We start from the raw sequence: 18,120 nt of genomic DNA, 5'->3' as shown, positions 1-18,120 counted from the left end.
AAGAGGGAACGAATGCCTACAATACTGGTTGCCGACGACGATGCGAACATTCGCGAACTCGTCTGTTTGTTTCTGCGTAACGACGGGTTGTCAACTGTCGAAGCCGCGGACGGTAAGGAAGCGCTGGCCGTCTATGCTTCGACGCAAGTCGATCTCGTCGTACTCGATATTATGATGCCGATTATGGATGGTTGGACGTTATGCAAGGAGCTGAGACGAGCAAACCCCGATCTTCCGCTGCTCATGCTGACGGCCAGAGGAGAAACATGGGAGAAAGTGAAGGGCTTCCAGCTAGGTACGGACGATTACTTGACGAAGCCGTTCGATCCGATGGAACTGACGGTACGCGTTAGAGCGCTCCTGAAAAGATACCGGATTGGCTCCACGCAGTCGATCCAGTTGGGCAATATCATTCTTGATCGCCAGACCTATAAGGTAACGAGAGGAACGGAGTCGCTAACTTTGCCGCTCAAGGAGTTCGAATTACTTTATAAGCTTGCCGGTACCCCCGGACAAATCTTTACGCGCGACCAGTTGATCGACCAGATTTGGGGGATCGATTACGCTGGAGACGATCGAACGATAGACGTACATATTAAACGTCTGCGCGAACGGTTCGCGTCTTCACCGGATTTCCATATCGAAACGGTACGCGGGCTTGGATATCGGCTTGAGGTACAAGAATGATCAAATCCTTATATACACGGGTAGTCCTGACATTTTTAGTCTCGGTAATCGGGGGGACTATCATTGCTTTTTTCGTGGCGACTTGGATATTTAAGGATAAATTGAACGAAAACCTGAAAATCACCTTGCTTGATTTCGGCCAGGACATCGTCCGGTTATACGAGGTACTGCCGTTAAGCGAAGCGGAAAAGTTCTTAAGCGGAATGAAGCAGCTCAATTCTTATCATGTTCGAATTTATGATGAAACGGGTCGGTTCCAGTCTTACGGACCGCTTAACGGACATAAGACTTCCACTGTGACGATGGAACACATAAAGAAAGTAATAAATGGAGAAGTTACAGCCATCCATGCAACGGCAACCGAAACGAACTTCCTCGGCCTGCCGTTAAAAACGGAAATGGGAACAAAAGCGATGTTTATAGAGCCGCTAGCTCCTTCCTCCTCATTCCTCATTACATGGGTATTGAACTTTTTGGCGTATTCGTTAACAGCGGGAAGCCTGATTATTCTGATCGCCGCTATGTTCCTAATAAGACCGATCAAGAAGCTGACAATAGCGACTAAGCGTATCGCAGCCGGAGACTTTAACGTCGAGCTGAATATTAAGCAGAAGGGCGAGATAGGTACGTTAGCTCGCAGCTTTGAAGAAATGATGCACGATTTACAGCAGCTTGAGCAAATGCGCAGGGAATTCGTATCGAACGTGTCGCACGAAGTTCAGTCGCCGCTTACCTCGATTTCCGGTTATGCTATCGCTCTTAAACAAGAAGACATCGGCGTTAACGAGCGTAGACGTTTTCTCGACATTATTATCGCCGAAGCGGATCGGATGTCCAAGATGAGCAACAGCCTGCTAAAGCTGAGTTTGCTTGAATCGCAGACGCAGCAGTTGCAGTTGGTCACGTTAAGATTAGATGAACAGATAAGGCGAGTCATCGTGGCCATCCAACCTCAATGGTCGGCTCGCAGCATCCGATTCGAGCTTGATCTGCGGGCGGTTACCCTAACGGGTGATCATGATCAACTGAATCAAGTATGGACCAATTTGCTCGGCAATAGCATCAAATTTTCCAAGGAAGGCGATATTATCGAAGTAAGCGTCAAGCAAAATAACAACCATGCGATCGTCCGAATATCCGACAATGGCATTGGGATTTCACCGGAGGACCAGAAGCGTATATTCGAGCGTTTCTTTAAGGCCGATCGGTCCCATAGCCGGAAGTATGACGGTAGCGGTATGGGACTTGCGATCGCCAAACAAATCGTGTCTCTACATCACGGAGATATCCAAGTAGAAAGCGAAATCGGTCGCGGAACGACATTCATCGTCACTTTGCCCATCACGCCGGTAGTAAATTCATAGTTCCCTATGTCAATTCCATATTACGGAATCATGTGCAAGCTTACTTGCATGCGACTCCGTAATATTTTTTTGCTTGTTCATACTCCGTTCATATTGTCGTCATAAGGAGTACATTTTCGTCGATTAAGCTTTTGTTAGCAGCCAACACAAGGCAGCCAACAACACGAATGAGGACAGGAGTAGATGCAAGTGAAACGGATAGAGGGAATGAAAATGAACAAGTTGCTTAAGTTTATTCTTAAGTCGATAGGGATTATCGTAATAGCCATAATCCTTTTTCTAGCTATTGTTTTTATAGTAAACATGATTTGCAACAAGACGGAGAAAAGTAAAATCGAACCCTATGGTCAGTCCGTCGTCGTAGACGGGAAAAAGATGAACGTACTCATTCAAGGGGAAGGCGAAGAAACGGTCGTGCTCCTACCGGGTTATGGAACGGCAGCGCCGGCGCTTGATTTTAAGCCGCTTGTGGAGGAACTGTCCCCATTTTACAAAGTCGTCGTGATTGAACCTTTCGGTTATGGGTTAAGCGATGGAACCGATAAGGAACGAAACACGGAAAATATCGTGAACGAGATTCATGAAGCTTTGCAGAGTTTGAATATTGACCGATACATCCTAATGGGTCACTCCATTGCGGGGATTTACGGTCTCGATTACGTTAACAAATATGAAAACGAAGTGAGCGCGTTCGTCGGGATCGATAGCAGCGTTCCAACGCAAGGCGGCATGGATACTGAATTTCCTATAAAAACGTTTAAACTGCTCAAAAAATCCGGGATAGCCAGATTGGTAATGAAACTGAGTGCAGACCCATATGAAGGATTACCATTCGATGATGAAACAAAAAAACAAATTAGGATGATTACTCACAAAAATCTTTACAATTCCACTCTATCGAATGAAATGGAAAACTTCAGTCCTAATTTTAAGGCGGCAGAAAAATTAACTTTCCCCAAAAATCTTCCCGTTATTCTCTTAGTTCAGGCGAATAATACGGACGTGGAAGGATGGATACCTCTGCATGAAGGGCAAATCAAAGACTTGGAACATGGCGAAATGATTAAGGTTGAAGGAGAGCATTATCTTCACCATACCCATTCGAAAGAAATGGTCGAGAATTTCAGGGGATTTATAGAAGGAATACAGTAGAACCAAAGAGCCACCCCAAGCGGGGCGGCTTTCTTAACTGATTACGCAGGAAATTCAATATCCGAGCGAAAATATAAAAAACTATAAATTTTTAATTTTTCTAACGATGTACCCCCTCAAACCAGAAAATAGCATCGAATATTATAATTATAAGAACAAATATAATTATGATAAGTTTGAGAGAGGGAGAGGATATTGATGACTAAGACCGCGAAAAAAGTTCATTACATAAATGAAAGCGAAAATTTTAATATCATGGCTGCTTATCAAATGAGAATAGCCGAGAACGAGAAACTGCTTGATGAGATCAACCGGTTAAATAGCAAGCTTAACGATATGAGTTTAGATTTAATAAAAGCGCAGGACGGAGAACGCCAATACCGCGATATGTATCATGCGCTTCGTCAAGGGCATTATTTGCTCATTCCTAAGTGAAAGATTAAAGCTGAGTGATGTGCTTTGTTGTGAATATTAACTAGTGCAGGATAATGAAGTTATTTGCTGGGTAACATAAATGATGTGAATAACGATATCTGCCTAGGAGGAATTCCAGTGAGTATGAATAAAAAGGGAATTACAAAGCTTATATTTTGTTGCATGTTTACTTTGATATTTCTAATGTCCAACTCGGTTTTTGCGGACTCTCAGATTAACAAGCGACAAACCGACATTCCGATGCTTTCGGAGTTGAAACAGTTATCGTCTAATCAACTTCAGGTGACTTACGATCAGCCCGTAGAGTTGTCAAAAGGGATAGATCCCAAAAACTATTGGATCCAGAGCACGACGGAAGCGAGTCCGACTGGTATCGCCACATTGGGCGTAAACGATACCGTGAATCCCGGCAATTCTTTGACTTCAGCTAAAGTAACAATCAGAGCGGTGGGTAACAACAATACCGTATTTGTATTAACATTTAATCAAGATATAACTAAAGACAAGGCGTATAAAATGATCATTTGTTACGTTACAAAACCAGGTGCGCCACCCTATACCGGGGATAATGGATCAGCTACATTCGTTGGGAGCTTCTGAGGGCTCTTGACTACGAGTTCAGTCCGCATAGAAGACCGGCAGAGTTAGCTCTGCCGGTCTTCTCTATGGTTAAACTTCGTTCGGGTTGCAACAGATGCAGACGAATTCGTTCACTTGGACGAAACCGCTGCAGAATCCACCACCGCTTGGATCCGGTCCAGGAAAGTCGCATCGAATGGAAATGCTGCGGAAATTATCGACGACGATATGAATTTCCTCGGGAAGAAGTTCGGCGGCATTTTGGGCGGCAGCGCTCTTTCGATAATCGTCCCGCTTGACGTAACCACGACCAATACGGCTTGGCAAGGGTCGTACCAGTTCTGATTGCTTGCGGCCGATATGAAAACTTTCTGAATATCGGCCGTCGAGAGATTTTCGAAAATGACTTCGGACTTTCCGCACGGAATCGTGAAATTCTCGAAGCTGCCGATTTCCTTAACCGTGCAATTCGACGCGGTGACGGTGTTCATGTTGCTGATAATCGTATTCGTATTCGCGGCAATGCTGTTCTTAAGGCTGGCGTTAAGTGCGCTGATCGAATTGACCATATTGGCGTTGAGATTGCTGTTGCCGTTGCTGATCACGCTGCTCAGGTTGTTAAAATCAGTATTAATGTTGTTGTTGATCCCGATTAGTTGGGTGTTGATGACGTTTAACAGCTCGACGACTTGCGTGACGCCGGAGGGGTGTACGGTTTTCTTTATTTTTTCCTTTTTGCACTTGAGAGTTCTCGGCGGCTCGGAGCTGCTGTGCCGCTTGACTTTAACGCATGAGGTCAATTCGAAACACTCTCCTTAGTAGTTACGTTTTGGGGCCCGCAACCGCAATCGAGGCTTTGATCGATCGGCTGGAGCAGGGAATAAATAAACCGGTATCGCGGTTGATTGTAGATTTCGTCTCTTAAGAAACGGTCTCTGACGCGGGCCATATACGTCTGGCTGGGACGAGATTCGGAATGCCGCTGCACGAAAAGCTGATAGGAAGTGCTTCGTTTGAGCAAAATTTCTTCGAACGCTTCCAGTACGGCTTTATCTTCCGCTTTGTTAGTCACAAGTTCCATTACTTCCGGCAAATCGAGGGTTGCTAACCGTTGCAGCACGAGAGACCTTTGGTAATCGTTCAGAAAATAACCTCCTTAGCCCGAACTAAGCGACGACGCCGCTTGGGCAGCATATGCAGAAAAATTCGTCCACTTGGATAAAGCCTTTGCAGTCTGAATTTTCCGGCGGCGGATCTCCGATTCCGAAATCGCATCGGATGGCTATGTTGGAATAGTCATCGATCTGCAGGTTCGTTTCGCTGCCGTTAGGAGGGAGCAGGCGTTCGATGACGTGACCGTCCTGTTGAACGATGATCAGGACGGCCCGGCAAGGACTTTCGACGGGCTGGAAACTGGCTGCGCGTACGATCACCTTCTCGGTCGTCGGCGAAGAGAAATTTTCGAAGAAGATTTTTTGGCTTCCGCATGGCACCGAGAAGTCGCTCCATTGGGACGTTTTCCGGACGGTGCAACTCCGGGCTTGAATTGTGTTCATGTTGCTAATGATCGTATTAGTCGTCGTCTGCAACATGTCGGTTAAGCTAGCGTTCAGAGCAGCGATCGAAGTCGTCATATTGCTGTTTAGGTTTGTGTTGTCGTTGCTGATAAGCGTACTTAGATTGTTAACGTTAGTGTTGATGCTAGAATTGATCCCGATGAGCTGATCATTAATGACGTTAAGTACGTCGACGACTTGGTTGAAACGAACTCTGACGATTTTGACGTTGTGTTTTCTTTTTTTGCAGCTACAGCGGAAAATGGGCTGAAAACACACCTTGCAGTTCCTTTTTTCGATCTTGATCAACCTTTACCACGCTCCCCTAAAGTTTTCGCGCCGATCGATCAAGGCGGCTAAGATCCTATCTTTGATTCCATTTGTTTCGGTTTCCCCCTGTTTCTGTCTAGAAATAGAGTATATAAGCACAGCCCGAACGGTTTGTACGAATGACGGAGGGTGATTCGCGGATTTTGAACCCCATGGACAGAAAAGCGTTTTTTTATATGAAAACAGATAGCGGACGACATAGATTGCCATTCATCCATTTGAAACCAAAAGGACTATGTATTTTACAGTAACATCTAAATTTTTACAGGTTAAAAGTTGAGGGACGCTTTGATAAAATAATCGTTGTAATCGCTTTCAAACAATATTGAGAAAGGAAGTGGGGACGTCGGCCAACTATAGGCTGCACGGAATCATAGTAAGACCAAATGCATCATAACCAAAAAGGAGGAATTACAAATGAAACAAAGAAGGACGAAACTTTTTTTTGCCCTATTACTATGTTTGGCGCTTACGGTACCTACATTAATCGTACATGCGGCTACGACGATCACCTCCAATCAAACCGGTACCCAAGACGGCTACGACTATGAGCTGTGGAAGGATTCGGGCAACACGAGCATGACGCTCAATAGTGGCGGCGCATTCAGCGCGCAGTGGAGTAACATCAACAACGCGTTGTTCCGTAAAGGTAAGAAATTCAACTCGACCCAGACGCACCAGCAGATTGGAAACATTTCTATCAACTACAGCGCAACCTTTAATCCGGGGGGCAATTCCTATTTGACTGTTTACGGATGGACGAAGAGCCCGCTCGTAGAATATTACATCGTCGAGAACTGGGGGACTTATCGTCCGACCGGAACGCAAAAGGGCACCATTACCGTTGACGGGGGCACCTACGATATTTATGAGACTACTCGAGTCAACCAACCTTCCATAGAAGGTACCGCGACGTTTAAACAGTATTGGAGCGTCCGGCAGTCGAAACGCTCTAGCGGAACGATCTCCGTTAGCGAACACTTTAAGAAGTGGGAAAGCTTGGGAATGCCGATGGGTAAAATGTACGAAGTCGCGCTAACGGTAGAGGGCTATCAAAGCAGCGGAAATGCTAATGTGACTACGAATACGCTTACTATCGGCGGTGGCGGTACGAATCCAACTCCTACCCCAACCCCAACTCCAGGCACAGGCACGAAAAAGGAAGCCGAGAGCATGACCAAAAGCGGTCAGTACACCGGGAATATTAACTCTCCATTCTCCGGAGTCGCTCTATACGCCAACAACGATTCCGTAAAATACACGCAGAATTTCACGACCGGCACTCATAATTTCTCGCTTCGCGGAGCTTCGAATAACTCGAACATGGCCAGAGTGGATTTGAAAATCGGCGGACAGACGAAGGGGACGTTCTACTTTGGCGGAAGTAATCCAGCAGTTTATACCATTAACAACGTTAGCCACGGGACCGGAAATCAAGAAATCGAGCTCGTTGTAACTGCCGATAACGGGACTTGGGATGCTTACGTTGATTATCTGGAAATCACTTAAAAAGCCCGAAGCGGTATATGATTCGACCAAAGCGAGGAGGTACTTAATTTGTTCAAAGCAAAACTAGTAAAAGGAGCAGCTGCCTTGGCGCTAATAGGCACGTTGTTTACCAGTCCGGCTATGCCCATCGCCAACGCAGCCGATCCCAACTGCCCGAACGGTTACGTAGGGTTGACGTACGACGACGGCCCGAATGCCGGGAACACGACCAATCTGCTCAATGCGCTTAAGCAGGCCGGGTTACGCGCAACGATGTTTAACCTCGGGCAGAACGCGCAAAATAACCCGTCTCTGGTGCGGGATCAAGTGAGCGCGGGCATGTGGGTCGGCAACCACTCTTATACGCATCCGCATATGACAACATTGAGCAGCTCGCAGATGTCGTCGGAAATTACGCGGACGCAGCAGGCGATCCAGTCGGCAACTGGAACCTCGCCGAAGCTGTTCCGACCGCCATACGGAGAAACCAACGCTACCTTGAAATCCGTCGAGTCGCAGAACGGTCTTACGGAGGTATTGTGGAACGTCGATTCCCAAGATTGGAACGGCGCCACCACCGCTCAGATCGTAGCCGCAGCGGGCAGGCTGCAGAACGGCGACGTGATTCTGATGCATGACCAGTACCAAACTACGCTCCAAGCGGTACCGCAAATTGCTCAGAACCTCAAGAGCCGTGGCCTTTGTTCCGGGATGATCTCGCCGAGCACGGGCAGGGCGGTCGCACCTGACGGCGGCGGCACGACTCCTCCAACGGGTACGAAGAAGGAAGCCGAAAGCATGACCAAAGGCGGGCAGTACACGGGGAATATCAGCTCGCCGTTCTCCGGAGTCGCTTTGTACGCCAACAATGATTTGGTGAAATTCACGCACAATTTTACGACCGGCACCCATAACTTTTCACTCCGGGGAGCTTCGAATAATTCCAGCATGGCCAGAGTCGACTTGAAAATCGGCGGGGTAACGAAGGGGTCCTTCTACTTCGGAGGGAGCAGTCCTGCGGTCTATACGCTAAACAATGTCAGCCATGGAACCGGAAATCAAGAGATTCAGCTCGTAGTCACGACCGACAACGGGACTTGGGACGCTTATCTTGATTATTTGGAGATTTCGTAAAAAAGTATTCCAACGTAATCCCGGCGGGATCTTTCCCGCCGGGATTTTTGTCGTTATCCCATGCGTTAAGAAATCTGAATCCTTATTATTTTCTTTGCTATTTTCCACGGTTTGGGATTACTATATTGTTCAACGCCAACAGGAGGATTACGACTATGAAGCTGATTCAATCGATTCGTTCGAAATTGCATTACAAAATGATCATTATCTACTCGCTACTGACGCTAGCGCCTTTAATCGTTGTAAGCGCTACCTTTTATTTTAACTCCAAGCGCATCCTTGAGAATAACGAGGACCAATCCTTTAAACAAACGTTATCCGAAACTTCCGATAAGATAGACGGCGTGTTGAAGGCGTTTGCCCGGCAGGCTTCCGACATCGGCGATAACCGTTTGGTATACACGCTGTTGCGCAACGCGGCTTCGCCGGACAAATATCCGTTAATGCCATCCGAACAGTCCGCGCTCGAAGAGGGCGTCGAACAAATGCTGCAGATCGAATTGGAAGATATGACTCGTAGCATCGGCGACTTCGCGAATTCGATCCATCTTTATAATCGGGAAGGCAAACACTATTCCGCGGGCTCCGATCAAGAAGTTCAATACTACGAAGCGCTTAACATTATGCCTTTCGAGAAGCAGGGTATTCCGGAATGGGCTTTCTTCGTCGATCACCGGCGATTGGTTTGCAATATGCAGCTAATAGATACCGTAACGGGAACGAATCTCGGTCTATTGGTGATCATGTTGGATGCGGATAAGGTAAGAGGGTTATACGGCACTTATCCGGAAGGATCCTTTTTTATAACAAACGCAAGCAACGTCGTCATGTCCTCCGATCATTCGGAATCCATAGGTCAGCTACTTTCTATGGCCGAGAAGAGCAAAACGATTACTACGGAAAGAAAGTCAAAGGAGACCGACTTCAAATACGTTAGCCGCATTCCCGTTTCCGAAGCGAGCGCGGGTATTCGTAAATTAGCCGTATTATCTATCGTGATTACTTTGGTTTCTTGGATAGCGGTCATAGTCATTACCTACTACGTGCTCCGGAGAATCACAAGTCCTTTAACGACCTTAAGTAAATTAATGCGCAAGGCGCAAAAAGAAAACTACCAGCTAATCGAAAATTTCGGCTCTCATGACGAGATTGCTATGCTATGCAACAGTTTCAATAGGATGATCATGGAGACGAGAGATTTGATTCAGAAGGTGTACAAGGCCGAACTGGTTCAGAAGGAAGCGCAACTGACGGCGATTCGCACCTATTTTAATCCGCATTTCTTGCATAACACGCTTGAGTACATTAGCATATTGGCCAAATCCAAGGAGAAGATCGATTTAATTCCCACTCTCGTCAAGAATCTTTCCAGCATCTTTCGTTTCTCGATCGCTCCGGGAGAAGCTTTCGTATCGCTGGAAGTGGAAGTGAAATTCGCCCAGATTTACTTGCAAATCCATCAATACCGATTCGAGGATCGGTTCGAATACAATCTGGACATTCCGGATCATCTGAAGCAAGTAAGCGTTCCTAAGCTGATCCTTCAGCCGATAATAGAGAATGCTTTTATACACGGCATCGATCACATTCGCCACAAAGGACGAATCGATATTCGCGCTTACGAAAGCGGTTTTGATCTCGTCATTGAAGTCGAAGATAACGGCCGAGCGAACAATGCGGAACCGGTAAGAACGAAGGGGATGGGATCGGGATTAAATAGCATCGAATCGAGGATTAGACTCCATTACGGAGATCGTTTTGGACTTGAAAAGGTAAGGGGTGCCCAAGGAATGATCATTCGGCTTCACTTGCCGATTGTTTTGAACGATTTCGAAGAGACTTCTTAGAAAGGAAGACGACAACTCATGAACATATACGTGGTAGATGACGAAAAAGCAGTTCGGGACTATATCGTTTCCCTTCCGGAATGGGAGAACCTCGGTTGCAAGATCATAGGACAGGCAGCCGATGGCTTGGAAGCCTATGAAGATTTAATAGAAATGAAGGAACGAATTCCCGACATCCTCATATCCGATATTCGTATGCCGGTTATGGACGGAATTGAGTTGTCCAGGCGCATGCTGGAGAAATTTCCGGAGATGAAAGTGATCTTCCTAACCGCCTATAGCGAATTTAACTATGCCAAGCAGGCCGTTAAGCTAGGCGTATCGGATTTCATCACCAAGCCTTTTCACGAAAGCGAGCTCCTGGACAGCGTCAAATGGATCAAAGAACATCGGCTGGATCGTCAGAATGCGGAATTGATTCGGCAAGAGGAATGGATACAGACGCTTCTGAACTCAGAATTGTCGGAACAATCCAAGTCGGAGGCTCTTAGTCAGCCGGAACTGTTCATGAAATCGGCGGTGTTCCTATCGATTGAAATCGACAACGTGGATTTTCTGGATTACACGGGGAAACCTTTCTCCAAGCTTACGTTACGGGAAAAAATATTCGAGGTGATGTCTTTCTATCCTTTTCCTTATTGGTCGACTCTCTCGCAGAGCGGGGTTTATTTGATTTTATTTATCCCTTTTTCTCTTCCTAACGAAGAAACCGCGCATGAAGCGATGGATGTTGCCCGTCGGATTCTAGAGACGAGCAACGAGTCGTTAGGTTTTAGCGTTTCGATAGGAATCAGCGATAGATTAAACTCCATCCTGGAGCTAGGAAGAGGTCTTGAAGAGGCGAAAAGCTGTTTGGATTATCGGATGTTGATTGGCCGCAAATCGATTATCGCTTACCAAGCTATGAAATCCCTCCAGGAAAAGAAACGGGTTCAAACGGAAATCAACCATACGGAACTCGTTGAAGTTTTACGTAAAGGGGAATCGGCTCTTATACCGGAATATTTGAAAAAGATGAATAGAGTCTTTATGCGGGAAGGTTTGAACAAAAAACGGATACTGGAAGAATGCATGGAAATGGTGACCGTGACCGGTAAAACGATGATCGCGTTCGGCTTGCAGCCAAGCCCAGAAGAGACGCTGGCCGTTCGTAAAAGCGTATTGTCCTTTACGATTCTATCCGATCTGATGCAGTTCATGGAACAATTTCTGGAGAGATCGGTAGCGGATATTAAATCCGCGAAACAGAAATCGTCCGTAAACTTAATCGATCATGTCACGCAGTTTATTGAACGGCGGTACATGGAAGACATTACTTTACAGATGTTGGCAGAGGAACTCTTTATTAATTATTCGTATCTAAGCAGGCTTATCAAGAAGGAAACAGGCCAAAATTTCCGGGACCTGTTATGGTCGTATCGCATCGAGATGGCTAAAATCAAGCTCTCGACAACAAGTCTTAAGCATTATGAGGTTGCTTATGCGGTCGGATTCAAGGATCCTGCCCACTTTAGTCAATTATTCAAGAAATTAACGGGCAAAAGTCCCGGAGAGTATAAAGCATAAAGAAAAATACAGAACAGGTTTTGAAAAATACACACATGTCGATGGGGGACGAGTTCGTTTAGGCTAGGAATTAGGAAAGCGTTGCAACTTCAACAAGAGAGCGCTTCTCCTTAAACAGAAACTTTGCGGGAGGGCACAACGTGAAAAAAAGAATGACTCTTCTAATGTCCGCTACGTTATTGATATCAATGGCGTTATCGGCATGCGGAGGAAACGAAGCTCAAAACACGGCAACGCCGAACAAGAACGGATCGGTCGAGAGCGCTCCTGCTAGCGCTTCGAATGACGATGCATTTACCATTCGAATCGGGGCTTGGTTTATCGATGATCGGCCTTACATGCAAGAGTTCAAGGCGAATACCGAGAAAGCCTACAAAGCGGTATATCCTAACGGTACGATCCAATGGGACATTACGCTCGGCGACACTTATTCCGACAAGCTGAAGGCGGAGTTAGCTTCGGATACGGCACCGGACGTATTTTTCCATCAAGGACAAACCGCAAAATTCGGCGAAGTCGGCTATTTGGCGGATTTATCCGGAGAGTCATGGGCAGGGAAGCTTAATCCGGGAACTAAGAGTTCCTATCTTTACAAAGACGTCGTCTATTCCCTGCCGATGGGAGTGGCCTCCAGCGGAATCTGGTATAACAAAAAAATCTTCGGCGACCTAGGTATCCAAGTACCCAAGTCGTGGTCGGAATTGGAGAAGGCTTTCTCCGTGATCAAAGCAGCGGGCATTACTCCCGTTTCCGCGGGCTTTAAGGATATCTGGACGGCTCAAATGACTTTTAATCTATGGATGCAGCCTTATGGTAACGAAAGCAGTCCAACGTACGGCAAAGATTTGTACGAAGGCAAGAAGACGTTGGAGGGCCCTGAAGTTCAAGCGGTCATGACCCATCTGCAAGAAATGGTCGAAAAAGGGTATTTGAACAAAACCGCACTGAGCATCGATTGGCCGCAATCCGCGGAGTTGTTCACTTCGGGTAAAGCGGCAATGATCGTACAAGGTCCTTGGATGCCCGGAACGGCTAAAGAAAATTTCCAAACCAAAGGACATGCCGCATTCGATCTCGGATACTTCCCGTTCACGACGGATAAAGGGTATGCCAAATTATCCATCGGCGTCGACCAATCCCTGTCCGTCAATGCCAAGACGAAACTTATGCAGCAAGCGAAAGACTTGGTCGATGTCATAGCGAGTCCGGAAGTGTACGGTCCATTTAACGTGGGCGGCGGTACGGTGCCTGCCATTCAAGGCATGCAATTGAACTACCCTGACGCTGCATTGAACGATCTACTGAAGGTTGTCGAAGAGACGGATTCCGGTATGGGCTATGAATCGTACTTGCCTGCTTCCGCTATGACTTCGCTCGTGGAGACGTTCACGAAAGTGGCATCCGGCATTAAATTTAATCCTAAAGATTTGGCGGAAGCGCAGAAAAAGCTCGAAAAAGATAAAGGGACGGTCATCGTTCCGGCGGAGTAAAGCTAATATATTCGAATTCGACCGGCCGGCTAAACAGACGGCCGGTCGAATATTAAGCAGGTGAAAGACGTTGAACAATCGATCTCGCGAGTGGTGGACCGGATTTCTATTTATTCTTCCGGCAACGATACTTTTTATCGCGTTTGTTTATTACCCGTTTGCGCAAAGCATTTACTATTCGTTCACGGAGTGGGACTCCATTCGTCCGGCGAAATATATCGGATTGGATAATTACGCGTATCTTCTCGAGGATTCCAAGATGCTTCGAGCGGGGATGAATACGCTTCTGGTTACGGTATTCGGTTTAGCGATACAGAACCCGCTTTCGTTGTTGCTGGCTGTTCTGTTAAATCGTTCGTTCCGTACCCGGGCATTTCTGCGAACGGCATTTTATTTACCGGTCATCGTGAGTCTGGTCGTAACTTCCATCGTATGGGGCAGCATTTTACAGTACGACGGATTGCTTAACGGCTTGCTTGAACGAATCGGATTGGCGGATTGGAGCCGGGATTGGCTAGGCAACTCTCACACCGTATTTCCTACGATTATCGCCATGACTCAGTGGCAGGGACTTGGATACTGTGCCGTCATTTATTTGGCGGGACTGCAATCGATCCCGCAAGAGCTGTACGAAGCCGCGAAGATTGACGGGGCCAATGCGGGCAGACGTTTCATGCATGTAACGCTTCCGCTGTTAATGCCTGCCATTACGATCGTCGTTTTCTTAACGATTATCGGGGGGCTTAAGCTGTTCGATATCCCTTACGTCATGACGGGCGGCGGGCCAGGTTCATCCTCATACACGATAACTCTTGCGATATATAATGCCGCGTTCCGCGAGAACACTTACGGTTACGCAATCGCAGCCGGTATCGTCCTTATGATCTTCATTATGATCGTCACGCTCATTCAACTGAGAATCACGCGCCGAAGAGAGGTGGAGATCTAATGGACAAGCTGCTCTCCAAGCGGAGAGATCGCGTGGGTTTGGCATCGGAAGTTCTATTAATTCTAGTCGCATTGCTATTCTTATATCCGATCCTCTATCTTGTTCTAGCTAGTTTCAAGGAGCCTGGCCAATTCTATGACCCTCTAGCATGGCCAAACTCTTTTTATCTAGGACATTACGAGAAAGCCTTCGCTAAGGTAAACGTTATGTCGGGCTTTATGAATACCTTTGCTATTAGCGCGGGTTCAATCGCCCTCATTATTATCGTATCTTCCATGGCCGGGTATATCATTGCACGAATGCCGCACAAGTTTTTTCAGCTCTTGTTCTACTTCTTCATATCGGGCATGGTCATTCCGCTGCAAACGGGAATGATTCCGATCTTTAAGATGGGAGTCGCGTTGCATCTCATCGATACGCGCTCTTTTATGATTTTGTTGTATACGGCGGGCGCAATCCCTATGGCTACGTTTATGTACGCGGGATTTACGAAGTCCGTGCCGCGAGAAATAGAAGAGTCGGCTTCGCTAGACGGATACGGTAGATTCCGAACGTACTGGCTGATTATTTTCCCCTTGTTGCTTCCGGCTACGGGAACTCTGATTATGCTGAACATTTACGGAATATGGAACGATCTCTTCGGACCTTTGCTCTACCTTAAGGATCCGGCGAAAATGACGCTCATGGCGCAGGTCGTGCAATTTAAAGCGAATAACCAATCGATCGATTACGGTCCGATTTTTGCTCTGTGCGTAATGGCGACTCTCCCTTTGATTATTCTGTTTTTCTTTACGCAAAAGTACATGATGAGAGGGCTCATCATGGGATCGGTTAAAGGCTGAAGGATCGCGTCATTTGGAGAGATGGAGGAGTAAGATGCAACTTTTCGGCTTAACAGATTTACGCTGCGAATACCGGGTAAACCCCGTTGGGATAGGCAATCGTGTCCCGAGGTTCAGTTGGAAGTTAACGGGGACGGGACGCGGAATTAAACAAGCAAGTTACCGGATTCAAGCTTCGGAAGGGGATCCGCTATTTCAGACTTTGACGTGGGACAGCGGACAAGTCCGAACGGATCAATCCGTTCACATCCCCTATGAAGGAAGTCCTCTCAAGTCGCGTACGATTTATCACTATCGGGTACGCGTTCGGGATTCTCGGGGCGCTGAGAGCGATTGGTTGTCGGCGTTCTGGGAGACGGGGATGATGGACTTCGCGGAATGGACGGCGCATTGGATCACCTGCGACCTGGAACTGAACAATCGCTCGCCGGAAGCTTCCCAGATGTTTCGGAAAACTTTCGAAGCAGGCGAGAGTCCTGTATCCGCGCGCATTTACGCTACGGCTTTGGGGATATACGAATTGGAGCTAAACGGGAAACGCTTGAACGAGAACAAGTTTTTACCTGGATGGACCAGTTATCATAAGCGGCTTCAAACGCAAACCTTCGACGTAACCGATCTTGTTCGAAGAGGAGACAACGCGATTGGAATTACGGTAGCGGACGGCTGGTATAAGGGGAGAATCGGCGGGCACCCGAACAATTTCTATGGGGATCAACGGGCGGCTCTGCTTGAACTGCACCTGAAGTACGAAGACGGGAGGCAAGAAATCGTCATCACCGACGGGAGCTGGCGGGTGGATACGGGTCCCATCGTCATGGCTTCGATCTATGACGGAGAAACGTATGACGCCAGGTTAGAGAAGGAGGGATGGAGCACATCCTCCTACGAGGATGACGATTGGCTCCCCGTTTCCATCTTGGATCATGGCAAACAGATGCTGGTTCCTGAGGAGAACTTACCAACCCGGGTAATGAGGGAATTGAAACCGATCGCCGTGCTTCGATCTCCGGCTGGAGAAAAGATACTCGATTTCGGCCAGAACATGGTTGGCTGGGTCTCTTATTCGGTGATGGCGCCGACAGGGACGATCATAGAATTGGCGCACGCCGAAGTATTGGATCGGGACGGCAATCTGTATACGGACAATTTGCGCTCGGCGAAGCAGACAACCCGCTACGTGTGCAGAGGGAGCGGAAGCGAGGTTTACGAGCCCAGGTTTTCGTTCCAAGGTTTTCGATATGTTAAAGTTACCGGCTATCCGGACGATGTGTCGCTCGAATCTTTTACGGCACATGTGATTTATTCCGCGTTGGACGAGACGGGAACTTTCGAATGCTCGGACGAGTCGATCAACCAACTGCAAAGCAATATCGTGTGGGGGCAAAGAGGAAATTTCCTCGACGTGCCGACGGATTGCCCGCAGCGCGATGAAAGGTTGGGGTACACGGGCGATGCGCAGGTGTTCATTAGAACGGCGGCGTTTAATATGGATGTGGCCTCGTTCTTTACGAAGTGGCTTAGGGACTTGAAAGCGGACCAGCTTCCCAGCGGGGGCGTTTCGAACACGGTACCCGACACTTTGCCCGGATGGGATTTGCATTCCGCGGCGGGCTGGGGAGATGCCGCCGTCATTTGCCCATGGACGCTATATCTATGTTATGGAGACAAACGGTTGCTGGAAGAGCAATACGACAGCATGAAATTATGGGTGGAATTCATACGAAACCTGGGCGAGGAAGAATTTCTATGGAATAGCGGATTTCAATTCGGCGATTGGCTTGCGCTGGATGCTCCGGCTGGAAGTTATGCGGGCGCAACGCCGAAGGATTTTATCGCAACCGCATTTTATGCCCATTCTACGGATTTGCTAGTTAAAGCCGCACGGGTTCTAGGAAAAGAAAAGGATGTCGCGGAATACGAGGAGCTGCACAAGAGAGTTTTAGAACATTTTAACCTCGAGTTCGTGTCCAAGAACGGCAGGCTTGTCTCTCCGACTCAGACCGCGCACGTGCTGGCACTCGGTTTTGGATTAGTTGAAGGTACCGTTCGAACGCGGGTCGAGCAAGATTTAATCGAGCTCCTAGAACAATCGAATCACAAGCTGACGACAGGTTTCTTAGGCACTCCTTACCTCTGTTCAACGTTAACGGACATCGGTAGAACCGACCTGGCTTACAAGCTGGCGCTTTCCAGAGATTTTCCTTCTTGGCTGTATTCGGTCGAACAGGGGGCAACGACGATTTGGGAGCATTGGGACGGTCGGAACGCGGACGGATCGTTCTGGAGCGCGGATATGAATTCATTTAATCACTATGCTTTCGGCGCAATTGGAGACTGGTTTTACAGGGTCGTATCAGGCATAGATACGGACTCGGAGCAATCAGGGTACAAACATACCCGCATTCATCCTAGGCCGGGAGAAGGATTAACGTATGCTAGAGCCTCCTATCAATCCATGTACGGTGAAATTCTGTCTCTATGGACAATAGAGGATGGAATCATGATTATACAAATAACTTTGCCTCCAAACACGACCGGCACCGTTATTTTACCCAATGCCCGTCAGGAAGAGGTGACTGAAGGAGGGATGCGGCTGAGCGAATCGTATGGGATCCGACATGTCGTTCCGCAAGAGAAGGACATAAGGTTGGAGTTGGAATCAGGCTCGTATCGGTTTCAATATGCTTGGCGCTTATAA

General features: G+C 47.5%; 16 protein-coding genes. 13 read left to right on the top strand and 3 right to left on the bottom strand.

Annotated elements, in window-relative coordinates; all coding sequences use genetic code 11:
• Positions 1–12 precede the first annotated feature (12 nt).
• The 5 genes from HH215_RS06620 (at position 13) to HH215_RS06600 (ending at position 4,238) form a co-directional block, all read left to right on the top strand.
• A complete protein-coding gene (locus tag HH215_RS06620; RefSeq protein ID WP_169279182.1) occupies positions 13–687 on the top strand; it encodes a response regulator transcription factor in 675 nt (224 codons plus the stop codon).
• The gene (locus tag HH215_RS06615; protein WP_169279181.1) at positions 684–2,051 is read left to right on the top strand and encodes a sensor histidine kinase; all 1,368 of its coding nucleotides are present in this window, start codon (positions 684–686) and stop codon (positions 2,049–2,051) included. Before HH215_RS06620 ends, HH215_RS06615 begins: the two co-directional genes overlap by 4 nt.
• A 207-nt stretch (positions 2,052–2,258) precedes the next feature.
• Positions 2,259–3,203 carry an alpha/beta fold hydrolase gene (locus HH215_RS06610; protein ID WP_375140512.1) on the top strand — a complete coding sequence of 315 codons (945 nt, stop codon included), beginning with the start codon at positions 2,259–2,261 and terminating at the stop codon, positions 3,201–3,203.
• Positions 3,204–3,401: 198 nt separating this feature from the next.
• Positions 3,402–3,638 (top strand): hypothetical protein, encoded by a 237-nt coding sequence (locus HH215_RS06605; protein WP_169279179.1) that lies wholly within the window; start codon positions 3,402–3,404, stop codon positions 3,636–3,638.
• A gap of 123 nt (positions 3,639–3,761) precedes the next feature.
• Positions 3,762–4,238 carry a hypothetical protein gene (locus HH215_RS06600; protein WP_169284260.1) on the top strand — a complete coding sequence of 159 codons (477 nt, stop codon included), beginning with the start codon at positions 3,762–3,764 and terminating at the stop codon, positions 4,236–4,238.
• 110 nt (positions 4,239–4,348) lie between these two features.
• On the opposite strand, the gene HH215_RS06595 is transcribed toward HH215_RS06600, so the two are convergent.
• The 3 genes from HH215_RS06595 to HH215_RS06585 all read right to left on the bottom strand — a co-directional run bounded on the left by HH215_RS06595 (position 4,349) and on the right by HH215_RS06585 (position 6,082).
• Complete coding sequence (locus HH215_RS06595) at positions 4,349–5,017, bottom strand: hypothetical protein (protein ID WP_169279178.1); 669 nt, start codon at positions 5,015–5,017, stop codon at positions 4,349–4,351.
• On the bottom strand, positions 5,014–5,289 hold the full coding sequence (locus tag HH215_RS06590; RefSeq protein WP_169279177.1) for a hypothetical protein: 276 nt from the start codon (positions 5,287–5,289) through the stop codon (positions 5,014–5,016). The genes HH215_RS06595 and HH215_RS06590 overlap by 4 nt, the downstream gene beginning before the upstream one ends.
• 94 nt (positions 5,290–5,383) lie before the next feature.
• A complete protein-coding gene (locus HH215_RS06585) occupies positions 5,384–6,082 on the bottom strand; it encodes a hypothetical protein (RefSeq protein WP_169279176.1) in 699 nt (232 codons plus the stop codon).
• 438 nt (positions 6,083–6,520) lie between these two features.
• Between HH215_RS06585 and HH215_RS06580 the strand changes: the two genes are divergently transcribed.
• The 8 genes from HH215_RS06580 to HH215_RS06545 all read left to right on the top strand — a co-directional run bounded on the left by HH215_RS06580 (position 6,521) and on the right by HH215_RS06545 (position 18,120).
• Positions 6,521–7,612, top strand: coding sequence for a glycoside hydrolase family 11 protein (locus tag HH215_RS06580; RefSeq protein WP_169279175.1), 1,092 nt, complete (start codon positions 6,521–6,523; stop codon positions 7,610–7,612).
• 48 nt (positions 7,613–7,660) lie between these two features.
• Positions 7,661–8,725: a polysaccharide deacetylase family protein gene (locus HH215_RS06575; protein ID WP_169279174.1), complete on the top strand. Its 1,065-nt coding sequence runs from the start codon at positions 7,661–7,663 to the stop codon at positions 8,723–8,725.
• 155 nt (positions 8,726–8,880) lie between these two features.
• Positions 8,881–10,572 (top strand): sensor histidine kinase, encoded by a 1,692-nt coding sequence (locus HH215_RS06570; protein WP_169279173.1) that lies wholly within the window; start codon positions 8,881–8,883, stop codon positions 10,570–10,572.
• Between the two features lie 18 nt (positions 10,573–10,590).
• A complete protein-coding gene (locus HH215_RS06565) occupies positions 10,591–12,138 on the top strand; it encodes a response regulator (protein ID WP_169279172.1) in 1,548 nt (515 codons plus the stop codon).
• A gap of 140 nt (positions 12,139–12,278) precedes the next feature.
• Positions 12,279–13,628 carry an ABC transporter substrate-binding protein gene (locus tag HH215_RS06560; protein WP_169279171.1) on the top strand — a complete coding sequence of 450 codons (1,350 nt, stop codon included), beginning with the start codon at positions 12,279–12,281 and terminating at the stop codon, positions 13,626–13,628.
• Between the two features lie 70 nt (positions 13,629–13,698).
• A complete protein-coding gene (locus HH215_RS06555) occupies positions 13,699–14,577 on the top strand; it encodes a carbohydrate ABC transporter permease (protein ID WP_169279170.1) in 879 nt (292 codons plus the stop codon).
• Positions 14,577–15,419 carry a carbohydrate ABC transporter permease gene (locus HH215_RS06550; protein ID WP_169279169.1) on the top strand — a complete coding sequence of 281 codons (843 nt, stop codon included), beginning with the start codon at positions 14,577–14,579 and terminating at the stop codon, positions 15,417–15,419. The genes HH215_RS06555 and HH215_RS06550 overlap by 1 nt, the downstream gene beginning before the upstream one ends.
• Before the next feature lie 34 nt (positions 15,420–15,453).
• Positions 15,454–18,120: a family 78 glycoside hydrolase catalytic domain gene (locus HH215_RS06545; protein ID WP_169279168.1), complete on the top strand. Its 2,667-nt coding sequence runs from the start codon at positions 15,454–15,456 to the stop codon at positions 18,118–18,120.

It is taken from the genome of Cohnella herbarum, assembly GCF_012849095.1.
Classification (GTDB): Bacteria; Bacillota; Bacilli; order Paenibacillales; family Paenibacillaceae; genus Cohnella; species Cohnella herbarum.
The sequence above is the reverse complement of the archived record's forward strand: the minus strand, read 5'-3'. Positions and strand labels throughout refer to the sequence as shown.

Coding starts and splice junctions, on each gene's coding strand:
- HH215_RS06620 (WP_169279182.1), top strand. CDS start 13: ATGCCTACAATACTGGTTGCCGACGACGATGCGAACATTCGCGAACTC.
- HH215_RS06615 (WP_169279181.1), top strand. CDS start 684: ATGATCAAATCCTTATATACACGGGTAGTCCTGACATTTTTAGTCTCG.
- HH215_RS06610 (WP_375140512.1), top strand. CDS start 2,259: ATGAAAATGAACAAGTTGCTTAAGTTTATTCTTAAGTCGATAGGGATT.
- HH215_RS06605 (WP_169279179.1), top strand. CDS start 3,402: ATGACTAAGACCGCGAAAAAAGTTCATTACATAAATGAAAGCGAAAAT.
- HH215_RS06600 (WP_169284260.1), top strand. CDS start 3,762: ATGAATAAAAAGGGAATTACAAAGCTTATATTTTGTTGCATGTTTACT.
- HH215_RS06580 (WP_169279175.1), top strand. CDS start 6,521: ATGAAACAAAGAAGGACGAAACTTTTTTTTGCCCTATTACTATGTTTG.
- HH215_RS06570 (WP_169279173.1), top strand. CDS start 8,881: ATGAAGCTGATTCAATCGATTCGTTCGAAATTGCATTACAAAATGATC.
- HH215_RS06565 (WP_169279172.1), top strand. CDS start 10,591: ATGAACATATACGTGGTAGATGACGAAAAAGCAGTTCGGGACTATATC.
- HH215_RS06550 (WP_169279169.1), top strand. CDS start 14,577: ATGGACAAGCTGCTCTCCAAGCGGAGAGATCGCGTGGGTTTGGCATCG.
- HH215_RS06545 (WP_169279168.1), top strand. CDS start 15,454: ATGCAACTTTTCGGCTTAACAGATTTACGCTGCGAATACCGGGTAAAC.